Annotated in this window: 12 protein-coding genes and 5 tRNA genes; all 17 read left to right on the top strand. The window is 34.3% G+C overall.

Going from position 1 to position 15,071, the window contains the following annotated elements:
- Positions 1-453 (top strand): cation:proton antiporter (locus PHQ99_01990; protein ID MDD4288347.1); only part of this gene is annotated, 453 nt, incomplete at its 5' end.
- A 93-nt stretch (positions 454-546) separates the two neighbouring features.
- A tRNA-Lys gene (locus PHQ99_01985) sits at positions 547-622 on the top strand.
- 8 nt (positions 623-630) lie between these two features.
- Positions 631-703 (top strand) — tRNA-Glu (locus tag PHQ99_01980).
- Positions 704-723: 20 nt separating this feature from the next.
- Positions 724-799: transfer RNA gene (locus PHQ99_01975), tRNA-Val, on the top strand.
- 14 nt (positions 800-813) lie between these two features.
- A tRNA-Thr gene (locus tag PHQ99_01970) sits at positions 814-889 on the top strand.
- A gap of 21 nt (positions 890-910) precedes the next feature.
- On the top strand, positions 911-1,801 hold the full coding sequence (rsmA, locus tag PHQ99_01965) for a 16S rRNA (adenine(1518)-N(6)/adenine(1519)-N(6))-dimethyltransferase RsmA (protein MDD4288346.1): 891 nt from the start codon (positions 911-913) through the stop codon (positions 1,799-1,801).
- A 566-nt stretch (positions 1,802-2,367) separates the two neighbouring features.
- The gene (gene spoVG, locus PHQ99_01960; protein MDD4288345.1) at positions 2,368-2,718 is read left to right on the top strand and encodes a septation regulator SpoVG; all 351 of its coding nucleotides are present in this window, start codon (positions 2,368-2,370) and stop codon (positions 2,716-2,718) included.
- Between the two features lie 171 nt (positions 2,719-2,889).
- Positions 2,890-2,964, top strand: a tRNA-Gln gene (locus tag PHQ99_01955).
- 118 nt (positions 2,965-3,082) lie between these two features.
- Positions 3,083-4,474 (top strand): bifunctional UDP-N-acetylglucosamine diphosphorylase/glucosamine-1-phosphate N-acetyltransferase GlmU, encoded by a 1,392-nt coding sequence (gene glmU / locus PHQ99_01950; GenBank protein MDD4288344.1) that lies wholly within the window; start codon positions 3,083-3,085, stop codon positions 4,472-4,474.
- A gap of 35 nt (positions 4,475-4,509) precedes the next feature.
- Complete coding sequence (locus PHQ99_01945) at positions 4,510-5,469, top strand: ribose-phosphate pyrophosphokinase (GenBank protein MDD4288343.1); 960 nt, start codon at positions 4,510-4,512, stop codon at positions 5,467-5,469.
- A 168-nt stretch (positions 5,470-5,637) separates the two neighbouring features.
- Positions 5,638-6,348, top strand: a complete 711-nt coding sequence (locus tag PHQ99_01940; protein ID MDD4288342.1) for a 50S ribosomal protein L25 — start codon at positions 5,638-5,640, stop codon at positions 6,346-6,348.
- 42 nt (positions 6,349-6,390) lie between these two features.
- Positions 6,391-6,990, top strand: a complete 600-nt coding sequence (pth, locus tag PHQ99_01935; GenBank protein ID MDD4288341.1) for an aminoacyl-tRNA hydrolase — start codon at positions 6,391-6,393, stop codon at positions 6,988-6,990.
- Between the two features lie 50 nt (positions 6,991-7,040).
- The gene (pfkA, locus tag PHQ99_01930) at positions 7,041-8,006 is read left to right on the top strand and encodes a 6-phosphofructokinase (GenBank protein MDD4288340.1); all 966 of its coding nucleotides are present in this window, start codon (positions 7,041-7,043) and stop codon (positions 8,004-8,006) included.
- Between the two features lie 127 nt (positions 8,007-8,133).
- Entirely contained in the window at positions 8,134-11,577 is a 3,444-nt protein-coding gene (gene mfd / locus PHQ99_01925) for a transcription-repair coupling factor (GenBank protein MDD4288339.1), read from the top strand.
- A 362-nt stretch (positions 11,578-11,939) separates the two neighbouring features.
- Entirely contained in the window at positions 11,940-12,350 is a 411-nt protein-coding gene (locus tag PHQ99_01920) for a MazG nucleotide pyrophosphohydrolase domain-containing protein (GenBank protein MDD4288338.1), read from the top strand.
- A 43-nt stretch (positions 12,351-12,393) separates the two neighbouring features.
- A complete protein-coding gene (locus tag PHQ99_01915; GenBank protein ID MDD4288337.1) occupies positions 12,394-13,716 on the top strand; it encodes a TolC family protein in 1,323 nt (440 codons plus the stop codon).
- Between the two features lie 92 nt (positions 13,717-13,808).
- A partial coding sequence (locus PHQ99_01910) for an efflux RND transporter periplasmic adaptor subunit (protein MDD4288336.1) occupies positions 13,809-15,071 on the top strand: 1,263 nt, incomplete at its 3' end.

The following is a 15,071-nucleotide window of genomic DNA, read 5'->3' as shown; positions in this document are numbered from 1 at the left end:
TCCCTGATTACCGGTACATTTATGGCCGGGTTGGTTTTGGGACAAACCAGGCTATCAAAAGAGGCTTTTGAAAGTGTTTCACTAATAGGACATTCTTTTTTTATTCCCATATTTTTTGTTACCATGGGCATGCAGTTTAACTTAAATACCTTTTTCACAATGGGCTTTTTTGCCCTGTTATTTATAATTGTGGCAATTTTTGGCAAGATAATTGGTTGTGGTGCAGGGGCATTAATTTGTGGTTTTAATTTTCAGGAGTCTCTGGCTGTAGGAATTGCAACAGTTCCCAGGGCAGAAGTAGCATTAGTTTTGGCGAATATCGGGTTGAAGTATAATGTTATCACTCCTGATATTGCTTCAACAGTGATTGCCATGATTATGGTTACGACTTTGATTACTCCAAATCTGCTGACTTTTTCCATTGATTATTTAAATAAAAATAAAAAAAGTTGAAATTTCCTGTATTCATTTTTATTGACACATTAGTCAAAATATAGTAACATTGTAAGGCAATTGAAAAAGAATAATAAAATATGCCATTGTTGCGGGCCGTTAGCTCAGTTGGCAGAGCATCTGACTCTTAATCAGAGGGTCGCAGGTTCGAGGCCTGCACGGCCTACCAGGTATTATGCCTCCATCGTCTAGGGGTTCAGGACACCGCCCTTTCACGGCGGCGACAGGGGTTCAAATCCCCTTGGAGGCACCTTTTTTTTATTTGGTAATGGGCGGATAGCTCAGTTGGCAGAGCACCTGCTTCACATGTAGGGGGTCACAGGTTCAAGTCCTGTTCCGCCTACCATTATTTAAAAAGGTGCCGGTGTAGCTCAATTGGCAGAGCAACGGAATCGTAATCCGTAGGTTGTCTGTTCAACTCAGATCACCGGCTCCATTGCTGTTGCAGGTAAATTATATGAATCCCATTTATCAGTTTCCCGACAGTCCAAAAAGATTAGCCTCACTCATGTCAGAATACCAGTTTTACCCTAAGAAAAAGTTAGGGCAAAATTTTCTGATAGACAGCAATATAACCAAAATAATTGTTAAAGCACTATCTTTAAAGGATAATGATATAATTTTTGAAATTGGTACCGGTATGGGCATACTGACAAAGGAATTAATGTCTTCAGCTAAAAATGTTTTTTCCATCGAGAAGGATCTTAGACTCAAACCAATCTTAAATCATCTGTTTCCAGAAGATAATGAGAAAGTTACAATCTTTTATGAGGATATATTAGATTTTGATTTAGCAGGTTTTCTGAAAGAAAAAAAATCAGAAGGATTTCTATTAAATAAAATAACCGGAAATTTACCTTATGCAATCTCCCTTCCTTTATTAAAAAAAATAATGGAAATGCATTATCTTTTAAAAATGGCTGTTGTAATGGTACAAAAAGAAGTTGCTGAACGCATGATGGCAAAACCTGGTAATAAAAATTACGGATTGCTTTCTATTATTTCCCAGTATTATGCCAGCATAGAAAAAGTTCATCTGGTAAAGCCTGATGTTTTTTATCCCCAACCGGAAGTGAATTCTATGATTATTAGAATTAATTTTTTTGATAAACCAGCAGTATATGTAGAAGATGAGAGTCTTTTTTTTGATTTATTACATGCAGTGTTTCAACACAGAAGGAAAAAACTTACTAATGCTTTAAACTTATACTTTGGAGATAAAATTGACAAGAATCAGTTAGAGAAATCTTTACAGGAATTAAAAATAGAAAAAAATGAGCGAGGTGAAACTTTTAATTTACAAAAATTTGCCTGTTTAACTTCAGCAATAAAAAAAATAATGAAATAGTACCAGGTATGTAGTATGAAATAAAGATTTTGCGAATATAAATCTTAAAATAATTCATTGGTTTCACTGACCAAATGTAATATATAAATATATAGTATAGGGTATATGTATAATATTAATTCTCTTATTATTTGAAGTTATTATTGCATTTTATTCTATACTATATGAATACATACTTAATACTGTTTTATTTTTTTTTGACAAACTGCTAATTTGCATGATAAAATTTGACAAACCTTATAAAATAATATACAAAATAATAAATAGCTTTATGAAGGCACAGATTACATTATATGCTCAAAGACAAAGACAATTATAAATTGAACTATATAGGTACTCCTCAGCACAGCAGGTAACTTTTTGCTGTGTTTATTTTTTTCAATACTAATTTGGGATATAATAGGAGGTACAAAAAAGCATGTAATACTGGAAGGTGGTTTTTCGAAGGGAGAAAAGAGAAAAATATTTTAAAAGGTCAGGTAAAAGTGTTTTGAGTATTATCGGAAATTTATTTGCTAGAAAATAGCTAAACTAAAAGTAAAAAAACAAAAAGGCGGTGTAAGTAAGTGCAAGTTACAGATGTAAGAATAAGAAGAATTCAGACTGACGGAAAATTGAGGGCTTATGTGTCTATCACTTTTGACGATTCATTTGTTGTTCATGATTTAAGAATAATTGACGGAAGAAAGGGTATGTTCGTAGCAATGCCAAGCAAACTGCTTCCTAATGGAAATCATAAAGACATAGCCCATCCTATTAACACTGAAATTAGAGAGATGATTCAAAATGCAGTGTTAAAAGAATTTCAGGCGACAGAAGGGGAAGACCAACCTGCAAGCAGTAGTTCTTCTCAGGATACACAGGAAGATGCCGAAGATATTTCTGTTGACTTGGATGATATAGAAGAAAAAGAATAAAAAATACTTTATTACTTGAAATTTGAATTTGTTTGTCTATAATATAATAATTAGTTGTTAAAGATGAAGAGTCAGGAGAATTATTAATTTATTTTAAAAATATTAAAGTTTTCTCCTGACTCTAATGATTTAATATTGAGAATAAATATTTAAATGTTTCCGATATGTAGATGGGGTGTGGCCAAGCGGCAAGGCAAGGGAATTTGGATCCCTCATTCGGAGGTTCGAATCCTCCCACCCCAGCCATTGTCTCATTAAATTGGATTTATTTCTTTTTATTTTTATAGAAAAACCAAAATAATATAGCTTTTACCTCAGCCTATTTTTATGATTTTCTCAAAAAATGTTTTGATAGGATAATACTATGAAATCTATTGCATCTATTATACTGGCAGCTGGCAAGGGTACACGAATGAAATCTTCCCTTCCCAAAGCTCTACACAAAGTAGCTGGCAATTCCATGATTTCCTATTCACTTGAACTACTCAAGTCTTTGGGGATAGAAAAAAAAATTGTGGTTATCGGTAATAAAGCAGACAAGATAAAAGAAGAAGTTGGTAATATTGATCCATCAGTCACATTTGCCCTGCAAGAAGAGCAGTTAGGAACTGCCCATGCTATTCAACAGGCAGAATCTTGTTTGACAGGTTTTTCAGGTACAATTTTGATATTATATACTGATGTTCCACTATTAAGAAGTTCAACTATTAAAGACTTAATCGATTCCCATACAAAATGTAACTCAAATTGTACCGTATTAACTGCTTTTTTAGACAATCCCGCAGGATATGGACGAATTATTAGAGACACAAAAGGCATATTTACCAAAATTGTTGAACAACGTGATTTAGCAGCAAACCAGGAACAGGTAAATGAAGTAAATGCAGGTATATATTGTTTTGATTCTGAGAAATTATTTTCAATGTTGAAGCTGGTTAAAAATGATAATAGTCAAAAAGAATATTATTTAACCGATGTCATTAAAATATTATTAAAAAATGGCAATACAGTTTCTACAGTTACAGTTCAGGACAAAGAAGAGATATTAGGGGTTAATACCAGATTGGATCTTTCAAGTATATCCCGAATTTTATATAAGAGAAATGCAACCGAGCATATGTTAAATGGCGTTACTATTGTTGATGAGAATAATACTTATATAGAAAAAAGTGTACAAATTGGTCAGGATACGGTTATTTATCCATTTACAATCATCACTGAAGGGTCTGTAATTGGTAGTAATTGCCACATTGGCCCATATTCTCATATTGTCAATTCCAGTATTGGTCAGGAAACAAGCATCTATTCTTCTGTTGTTGAGAAAAGTAAAATTGGTATTAGAACCAATGTAGGGCCTTATACACACATCAGACCCGGCACTATTATTGGCGATGAGGTAAGGATAGGAAACTATGTTGAGGTAAAAAAATCATTTATTGATAATGGCAGCAAGGTTGGACATTTAACCTATATTGGAGATGCAAAATTAGGTAAAAAAGTGAATATCGGAGCTGGTACTATTACCTGTAATTATGATGGAAAAAATAAAAATCCAACAACTATTAAAGACGGAGTATTTATTGGAAGCAACAACTCACTTGTTGCACCTGTAACAATAGAAAAAGATTCTTATACTGCTGCCGGTTCTACAATTACTACTAATGTTCCGGAAAGAAGTTTGGGAATTGCAAGGGCGAAACAGAAAAACATCCCAGGTTGGGTAGAAAAGAAAAGCAAAAAGAAAAATACTGAATGAGTTTATGTTATAATATACAAGGAGGCAAAAACTTGATTGTTTATTCACAAAGAGAATTACAAGTTTTTTCTGGGAATGCCAATCCCTTATTGGCAGAAGAAATTGCATCACATTTAGGTATTGAACTTGGGAAAGCACAAGTATCAAGATTCCCTGATGGTGAATTTCATGTTCAAATTGATGAGAATGTTAGAGGAAGTGATGTATTTGTAATACAACCAACCTGTCATCCGGTTCATGAAAATATTATGGAATTACTGGTTATGATTGATGCACTGCACAGGGCATCTACTGAAAGAATAACTGCTGTTATACCATATTACAGTTATGCACGACAGGACAGAAAGACTCGCCCTAGAGAGCCAATAACTGCAAAGCTGATAGCAAATTTATTGGTACAGGCAGGTGCTGATCGGGTCTTGACAATGGATTTGCATGCCGGTCAAATACAGGGATTCTTTGATATTCCTCTTGATCATTTAGAAGCAGCTCCTCTTTTGGCTGATTATTTCAGGGAAAAGAATCTATCAAAAGTAGTAGTGGTATCACCGGATGTCGGTGGAACTGCAAGGGCAAGAAGTTTTGCCGGACGACTGTCAAAACCCATTGCAATTATTGATAAATATAGACAATCCGATACAAATGTGGAAATAATGCATATTGTTGGAAATGTGAAGAACAAAACTGCTATTATAATAGATGATATGATTGATACAGCTGGTTCTATTGTAAAAAGTAGCAAAGCTTTAAGTGATGCCGGAGCGAAGGAAGTATATATTTGTGCCACACATCCAGTTTTTGCAGGTCCTGCCAGAGAAAGATTAGAGAAAAACTGGAAAGCAGGGTTGTTTAAAGAAGTAGTAGTGACAAATACTATTCCTATTGCTGAGGAAAAACAATTACCCTGTATTAAATCTTTATCTGTAGCAAAGCTTTTTGCAGAATCAATAAAGCGAATTCATGGGAATATGTCCATAAGTGCACTATTCCGTTAATTCTATAATTTATGATTAAAGCTGTATTTGTATCTTTATAATAACAGAAAAAATAACGATACATAAGAATAGACTAATATAAAATTTATCAAATGAATAATAATAAAAGATTTATTATCATAGAATATAATATAAAAGAAAAATGAAAGAGGCGGAGGGAAGCCGAATATGAAACGAAAAACGTTACTGGTGGAAACCAGAGAAAAAACAGGGAAAGAAGGAAGTAAAGAATTAAGAAAGTCAGGATATGTTCCTGGAGTTCTTTATTCTCCCCGTGACAAGAATAACCTATTGCTAAAGGTACCTGAAAAAACATTACAGCAATTTTTAGCTGACAAAAAGCATGCACGTGGAATTATTGATTTGCAGATAAAGAAAGATGAAGATAAGAGTACAACACGTATTGCAGTTTTAAAAGACTTTCAGTATGATTCATTAGAAAAGAGAATAAATCATTTTGATTTTTATGGTGTTACAATGAAAGAGAAGGTTACCCTGCAAGTATCTTTAGTTTTAGAAGGGGAACCGAAAGGAATCAAAGAAGGTGGAATACTGGATATTTCTTTACGAGAAATTGAAGTAGAGTGCCTTCCTGCCGATGCTCCAGAATCAATTACTATTGATATCAGTCAATTAGGTTTTAATGATGTTATAACATTAGAGGATATTGAGCTGCCCAAAGGAGTAAAATTATTGACAGATATTGATCGTACTATCGCATCAGTAGTTGCCCCGACAAGAGAAGAAGAGGCTCCTGAAGAAGAGGAAGTCGAAGAAGAAGTTACCACTGAAGCCAAAGCTAAGGCCAAGCCTAAACCGGAAGATGCCGGCAAAGATGCAAAGGGTGAAGACAAAACTGAAAAGAAAGAAAAAGAATAATAGTAATAAATTAAAACTGAATAATACTGAGGTTGTACTGAAGTGGATTTAATTGTCGGACTTGGGAATCCGGGTAAGCAATATGAATATTCCAGGCATAATATCGGGTTTCGAATTCTGGAAGCCTTTATTGTTAAAAAAATAAGCTTAGAATTAAAATGGAAAAAAGGTTTTTTTTCCCAATATTTAGAGCAATATTTCAACAGTAAAAAGATAATATTTTCTAAACCTCAGACATATATGAACCTCAGTGGAAGGTCAGTAGAAAAAATTGTTAGTTATTATGGGATAACACCGGAGAAATTATTGATTGTATATGATGACATTCATTTGTCTTTAGGCAATATAAGAATTCGTAAAAAAGGCAGTTCCGGTGGACATCGTGGAGTTGAATCTATAATTCAATCCTTAAAAACAGAGGAATTTCCCCGTTTAAGGATTGGAATAAAAAATGAATTATTGATGAAACATTTAGATCAGCCTTCTTTTGTCTTGTCCCGTTTTTTACCTGAAGAGGAAGAAATCCTAAAAAATGTGATTAATCGTTCGGTTCAAGCATTAGAAGATATACTGAATAATGGATGTGACTATGCTATGAGTATATATAATAGGTCAGAAGGAAGCACTTCTGACCAGGATTGAAGATAGTTACGTTAAAGTAGAAAGAAGCTTACTTTTAATGAGGCGGTAAAATGATTAAAAGGATCGCCGTTCTAACCAGCGGTGGGGATTCTCCGGGAATGAATGCAGCTATCAGGGCAGTTGTCCGTACTGGAATTTACAACAATCTTGATGTAATTGGAATTCACAATGGTTATCAGGGGTTATTAGATGATAAATTAATTCCACTAAACGTGAAAAGTGTAGGTGGAATTATGCAGCATGGTGGCACATTGCTGATGACTTCCAGAAGCGAAGATTTTAAGACAAAAGCCGGAATTTCCAAGGGTGCGAAAATTTTAAGGGAAAACAGGATTGATGTACTGGTAGTTATAGGTGGAGACGGTTCCATGGCAGGTGCCCTGGATCTTTATAATATAGAGGGATTTCCTGTAATATGCATTCCAGCGACCATTGATAATGATCTCTACGGTACGGACATGTGTATCGGAGTAGATACCGCTTTGAATACAGTTATAACAGCTATAGATAAAATAAAGGATACAGCATCTTCTCATCGTCGGGCGTTTATTATTGAAGTTATGGGGAGGAATTGCGGTTATCTTGCCCTTATGAGCGGTATTGCCGGTGGTGTTGAGTTTATCATTGTACCAGAGTTTCCCGTTAACCTGGAGGATGTTAGCAATAAATTAAAACAGGGATATCAAAGAGGGAAAACACACTGCATAGTTATGGTAGCAGAAGGGGCAGGAGATGTATACAAGATTGGAAAACTTATGGAAGATAATATAGGATTTGAAATGAGAGTAACTGTATTAGGATATCTGCAGAGAGGTGGTTTTCCATCCGCCTTTGACAGAATACTGGCCAGTCGCCTGGGTGCAGCTGCTATAGAACAGTTATTGAAAAACAAAGACCATCATATGATTGGCTTAATAGGTAACAAAATAAAAACAATAACCATTGCTGAAGCCCTCTCTAAAAAAAATCAACTTCAAAAATCTATGTATGAATTAGCCGGGATACTTGCTCAATAATAACTGCATATTTATAATATAGTCATCCAGGTAAAGGTATGGCTTAATATTGATAAAAAAATAATAATGTAAAAAATCATCAGGCTTTGAATTAATTCAAAGCCTTTTCCTTTCAGAGTGTGAAGAAATGAAATTAAAAAAAATATGGGATAATAGCGCTGCTTTTAAGCAGTTGTTACAGCATATAAGCAATAAAGAAAAAAGTAATCTAAGGATAAAAGGATTGCAGGGAAGTGCAAATTCTTTTTTGATTTCATCACTGATAAATAAATCAAAAGCAATTGCACCTCTTCTTATTCTTACTGAAAATAAGGAAAGTGCTCTACATTTTTTTCAGGATATTATAGGTTTTTCTAATTTAAAAGAAAACAAAAATATTTACATTTTTCCTTCTTTTGAAGTCTTACCATATGAAGACATAAAACCTGATAAACATATAATAGAGCAAAGGATGAAAGTATTGTCCATGTTGGCTTTATCACAGAATAATAATCCCCGGGATGCCTGTAATCATTTTAACCCCTTGGTAATTGTCAGTGATTATAAAGCTGTATTTTCCAGGATGGTATCTGTAAAGGAATTTAAAAAACAATACAAAAAATTAGAAGTTCAAGGACAATTAAATCCGGAAGAATTTTTAACCTGCATTGTTAACCAGGGATATCAGGTTGCAGATATAATAGAATACCCTGGTCAGTTTAGTCACAGAGGGGGTATTATTGACATTTTTCCATATTCGGAGGAAAAACCTATCAGGATTGAATTATATGGAGAGCAAATTGAAACAATTCGTCTCTTTGATTTAGAATCCCAGCGATCCGTAAAAAAAATAAATGAAATATTTATTTTACCCCAAAGTGAAATAGGAGATTTTGTAAATAACAAAACTGATCAGGTAGCATCTTTTTTTGATTATTTACCCCGCGATACTAAAATTATTATACAAGAATTGGAAGAGTTTAAAAAAACAGCAATAGAGTATGAGAAAGAATGCCGGGATATATACCAAAGAAAAATGCAAGCCGGAATCCAAAATATTCTCACTCCTGATTATTATTTTTTAAACTGGGCTCAGTTAAAAGACTTGATACAACAAAAAAAGAGTACCATTATATTGGAATCCAGATATCTATATGAAAGCAGAAAAAAGAATGGATTTCCAGCCAGTAGTGAAGATTATGAAATTAATTCCAGCTTAGCCAGAAATTATTATGGAAAACTGGATTTATTTTTTGAAGATTTAAAACAATGGCAAAAGGAAAAGAAAAATATTTTAGTATTGACCAGCAATAATGGAAGGGCAAAGAGAATGGCAGAGATATTTTCTGACCGTAATATCCATAATTTCCAGATAATCCCTTTAGTTGAAGCAGAAATTAGCCCGGATAATATTTGTCTGAGCTATGGACAGGTGAATTATGGATTCTCTATACCTTCTTTGCAGCTTATTGTGGTCACTGATAAAGAAATATTCGGCAGAGAAAGAGACAGGTCCTATCGAACAAGTAAATATCAGGGGAAACCCTTTCACCAGTTGGATGAGCTTAAACCGGGTGATTATGTTGTACATATTGAGCATGGTATCGGGCAATATGCAGGTATTTATTCAAAAAAAAGAGAAGGCATAAGCCAGGACTATATACTGGTAAAATATGCTGAAGATGATGAGCTTTACGTACCGGTTGATAAACTGAATTTAATTCATAAATATATTGGAGTCGGTGAACATGCTCCAAGATTGTACCGGCTGGGGGGAAGCTCCTGGAAGAGAGTGAAAAAGAAGGTCAGAGAATCTATTCAGAAAATAGCCAGGGAATTGTTTGAACTATATAAAAATCGAAAAAGTATCAATGGTTTTTCATTCACAACTGATTCTGTCTGGCAGCAGGAATTAGAAATGGCTTTTCCTTTTGAAGAAACTCCTGACCAGCATAAGGCATTATTGGATGTCAAAAGAGATATGGAATCCGCTAATCCCATGGAAAGGTTGATTTGTGGAGATGTAGGATATGGTAAAACAGAAATTGCCATAAGGGCAGCATTCAAAGCGGTCATGGATGGTAAACAGGTAGCAATATTGGCACCTACAACAATTTTGGCACAACAGCACTGGGAAAATTTCAGTGAAAGAATAAAACCATTTCCGGTTAGAATTGAGATGCTTTCCAGATTTAAATCCAAAAAAGAACAGCAAAATATTATTGCTGATTTAGAGCAGGGTAAAGTAGATATTGTAATTGGTACTCATCGCCTTGTTCAGAAAGATATCATATTTAAAGATTTAGGATTATTAATAGTAGATGAAGAACAACGATTTGGTGTTATACATAAGGAGAGGGTAAAAAAAATCAAGGAACAGGTTGATTCTCTTACCTTAACGGCAACTCCGATTCCTAGAACCCTGTATTTTTCTCTAATTGGAGTCAGGGAAATGAGCCTCATAAATACCCCTCCTGAACTGCGATTGCCAATTGTGACTTATCTCAGGGAAAAAACAGATAATATAATTGAGGAGGCTGTTAGAAGAGAAATAAAGAGAGGCGGGCAGGTTTATTATGTTTATAATCGTGTCGAAAACATTGATTATGTGGCCTCTCAATTACGTGCTATTATTCCGGAAGCCAGAATTGTTATTGCCCATGGACAGATGCCTGAAGAACAATTAGAGAAAATCATGATAGATTTTATGAATAAAAAATATGATATTTTAGTATGCACCACTATTATTGAAATTGGTCTGGATATTCCGAATGTAAATACTATTATTATAGATGATGCTCACAAATTTGGATTGTCTCAACTGTATCAACTGCGTGGACGTGTGGGGAGGGCTGACAGAAGAGCTTTTGCTTATTTGTTATATCCTTCAAAAGGTATATTAACTGACAATGCCAAAAAGCGTTTGGAGGCAATAAGAGAATTCAGTGATTTAGGTTCAGGTTTTAGATTAGCAATGAGAGATCTGGAAATAAGAGGAGCAGGAAACTTATTAGGGAAAGAGCAACATGGATTTGTTAGTGAAGTTGGCTTTAATTTTTATTGTCAACTTCTGGAAGACAGCATTGATGAACTAAAGCAGCTTGATTCAGGAAAGGAAAAGACTGAAGAAAAAGAAACCGAAATAATTGTAAAATTAGAAAGCCATATTCCTGAGCAATATATTCCGAATACAGAAAATAGGGTCGCATATTACCAAAGATTAAGCCAGATAAAATCAATAAAAGAACTTCACGATTTTAGTGCAAGTTTGCAGGATATTTATGGCCCCTATCCGAAAGAAGTAAAAAATCTGATTGATATTATTAACTTGAAGTTAAAACTTAAAAAACTTGGAGTTACCCAGGCAAAAATAACTCCTGCCTATTTTAGTTTAAGATATAAATCTGATTCTCCTGTGCATAAAAAAATAAAGGAAATAAATGCTATTAACAATCCTTCAATAAAACATTATAAAAGAGGTTCAAATATTGAATTAAAATTACTGTCAGATACTGGTAATGAAAGCACTCAAAACAATATTTTATTTAAGGCTAACCAATTTTTAGAAAAGATGATTACCGGGTCTAATTAATTGACATAAATGTTATAATCATTTTGAAGTAATAGATAAAAGAGTAATTACATCAAAGTATTATACTTTTTTAAAATTTAGAATGATACTCTGAAGTTAATTGGAACAACCTGAGTCTATCCATTTACCATTGGACAATAAGCATATTCAAAATTAAAAAACAATATAATATATTGATTTATAGTTCAAAAAGTAGATTAAATTATTTAAAAATTATTTAAATCTATTTTTATAAAAATTTAAGATTTTCTTTAGGCTGTTTTTATTTTTTAATAATATAATTAGGAGAAATACATAAAATAATTTTATTGTATGCATTTTTCATGTGAACGTAATTTAAGAAAGTGGGTATATATTTGTAAATGTATGAAAAGGAAAGGGAACTTTTTTCAGAATTAATATCTATAATAACAAAACTCAGAGGACCGCAAGGCTGTCAATGGGATAAAAAACAGACTCTGGATTCCATGATTCCTAATATTATTGAAGAGGCACAGGAAGTTCAAGAGGCGGTTGAAAAAGAAGATTATTCCAATCTATGTGAAGAATTAGGAGATTTGTTGATGGATGTTTTAATGGAAATACAGATAGCCCGGGAAGCAGGTTTGTTTGATTATCAGCAGGTATTGACCGGTGCTAAAGAAAAATTTATCCGAAGACATCCTCATGTCTTTGGTGATGTAAAGGTAAATACACCGGAAGAAGCATTATTAGTATGGAAAAATATGAAAAAGAAAGAAAAGGAAAGCTATTTTTCTCAGGATGATAAATAGTCTTGATTCTATATTTTTAAAGTTTTGTTAAGGAGGGATAAATATGAAGATGTTTGCTGGTGTTTTTAGGGATAAAAGTAAAGCTATTCCTATTTCATGTATTTTTTTTATAACATTTTTGTTTTTTCTTTTTTCAATTAGCTCTTTTGCCTCGGATAAACTTGCTTTAAGTCTGGAGGAATGCATACAGATTGCCCTGCAGGAAAATCTGGGTTATAAGATTTCCCAGAGTTCTGTTGAGGTAAAAGAAGCCCAGATAGAAGAAGCAGAGGGAGCCAAAAAAATCAATGTCAGGTTAAAAGCCGGGTACGTCAGAATGAATGAAGCGCCTGACCCTGAAAGTATCATGGAAGGTGATTTCAGTTATCTCTATTCTACCGGAGTGGGAGTTCCAACTGTCTCATTAAGTGTTTCAAAGGTATTATATAGTGGTGGTAAGATTGAATCATATATTTCCCAGGCAGAAGCAAACCAATCGATTGCTATTAATGATTTGGAACAGAAGAAACAGGAAGTTATTTTTCAGACTACCCAGGCTTATTATGGTGCATTAAAGGCGGCTGGCCTTGTTAAGGTAAGTGAACAGGCATTAACCCAGATTAATTCCCATCTGGAAACCTCTGAAGCCTTATTAAAAGAAGGAATGATAGCACCTATTGATTTAAACCGTATAAAATCACAGCTTTCTAACCTGGAGCATAACTTGATACGGGCTGAAAACGGTTATGAATTAGCAATTTATAATCTCAATTCTATAATGGGAATTGACTTGTCAACCATGGTTGAACTTCAGAATAATCTTATCTATGAACCATGTGAGATAACCCTGAATGAAGCAATGGAAGCGGCTATACTAAACAGACCTGAAGTAAAAAATATCAGCCAGCAGAGAATTATTATGGAAAATATGGTAGATATTGCTAAAAGTAACAAGAAACCTCAGATAGTGATGAATTTAGAGTCAGGGTTAGCAGGGTGGCAAGTTGCAGTAATGGGAGAAGTGCCGATTTTTGATGGTGGAGTTAATACTGCAAAAATAAAACAAGCAGAGTTAAATCTCTCACAGGTTGACCAAAGTAGAATACAGATCGAGCAAATGCTGGAATTGGAAATACGATCTGCTTACCTGAGAATGAAAGAAGCCGAGAAATTAATCAAGATAACAGATCAGGGTATTGGGGATTCACAGGAAAGCTTCCGAATTGCTCAGGTAAAATATAATGAGGGGATCGCTACCAATACAGAAGTTATTGATGCACAAAGTGCATTAATTGAAGCAGAAACAAATAAATTAAATGCCCTATATGAATATAATACAAATCGTGCTTCCTTAATTAAAGCAATGGGCTTAATGGGTGTTATATAATAATTAGTTATCAAATTTTTTAATAAATAAGAATGGTTTGAGACCTATTTTAAATTAATTAAATATAGATGTATGAGGAGAAATGATTAGTGATGAAAAGTAAAAGAATGATTCTTTTTTTTGTTGTTTTAATAATAGTAGTTGCAATTATCGGATTTTATATGGCAGGAAAGTTTAACCAGGTAGGAGAAGAAGAACAAACTCCCATCACATCGACCCAGCCAGAACAACAGGAAAGAATTGTTCCGGTACAGACAGCTAAAGTACAAAAAGGTGATATTAAATCTTTTTTAACAGTTTCAGGAACTATAGAACCTAAGCAGACGGTAAGGGTTTATCCTAAGAGTGCAGGACAGGTAAAAGAAATGATTGTTAAAGAAGGTGATATTGTGCAAAAAGATGATATACTGATGCGCCTGGATGATGAGCAAATCCGTTTACAGGTTGCCCAGGCCAGGGCTGCCTATGATTCTGCCCAGGCTTCTCTGGAAAAAGTCAAAGCCGGAGCAAGGCCACAAGAGATTAGCCAGGCTGAGGCTGCAGTTCGCCAGACCAAAATAAATTTAGATAGTGCAAGAGAAAATTACCAACGCATGGAAAAATTATTTTCTGAAGGTGCTGTTGCAGAACAGCAATTTGAGCAGGCAAAAAACCAATTTGAAATTGCTGAAGCCCAATATCAATCTGCCAATGAAAGCTACAAATTAGTCATGGAAGGTGCTTCCCAGCAGGACATTAAAACAGTGGAAGCCCAGGTCAGGCAGGCTCAGTCCGCTCTGGAATTAGTTCAATCTCAATTAAACAATACAATTGTCAGGGCTCCTATAGGTGGAAGAGTCACATCTATCAATGCTAAAACAGGGGAGCTGGTTTCCTCTGCTATGCCTCTACTGGTAATAGTTGATACCAGTGAACTGTATGTAGTAACAGGGATATCTGAAAAGGATGTTGGCTCTGTTAATATTGGTCAGGAGGCGGAAGTACTTATTGATGCTTTTCCAAAAGATATTTTTTTGGGAGAAGTAATGTTCAAAGGTGTAATGGTAGACCCGTCAACAAAAACTATGGAGATTAAAATAAATATAATTAACACTAATAATATAGAAATACCCCCTGGTGTTTTTTCCAGAGCTAATATTACAATTGAAAAGAAAATAGATACCATTATAATCCCAAGCAGTGCCTTAGTCAGAAAAAGGAATGGTGTTTATGTGTTTGTAATAGACAAAGATATTGCAGAACAGAGATCAGTAGTAACCGGTATTAGTCAGGGCAATCAGGTTGAGATTTCACAAGGATTAGAGCAGGATGAAATTATAGTTATATCAGGAAATCAAACCCTCCAGGACAAAGAT

The organism is Atribacterota bacterium (genome assembly GCA_028703475.1).
Classification (GTDB): Bacteria; Atribacterota; Phoenicimicrobiia; order Phoenicimicrobiales; family Stramentimicrobiaceae; genus JAQVMU01.
This window is presented reverse-complemented; position numbering and strand designations above follow the sequence as displayed.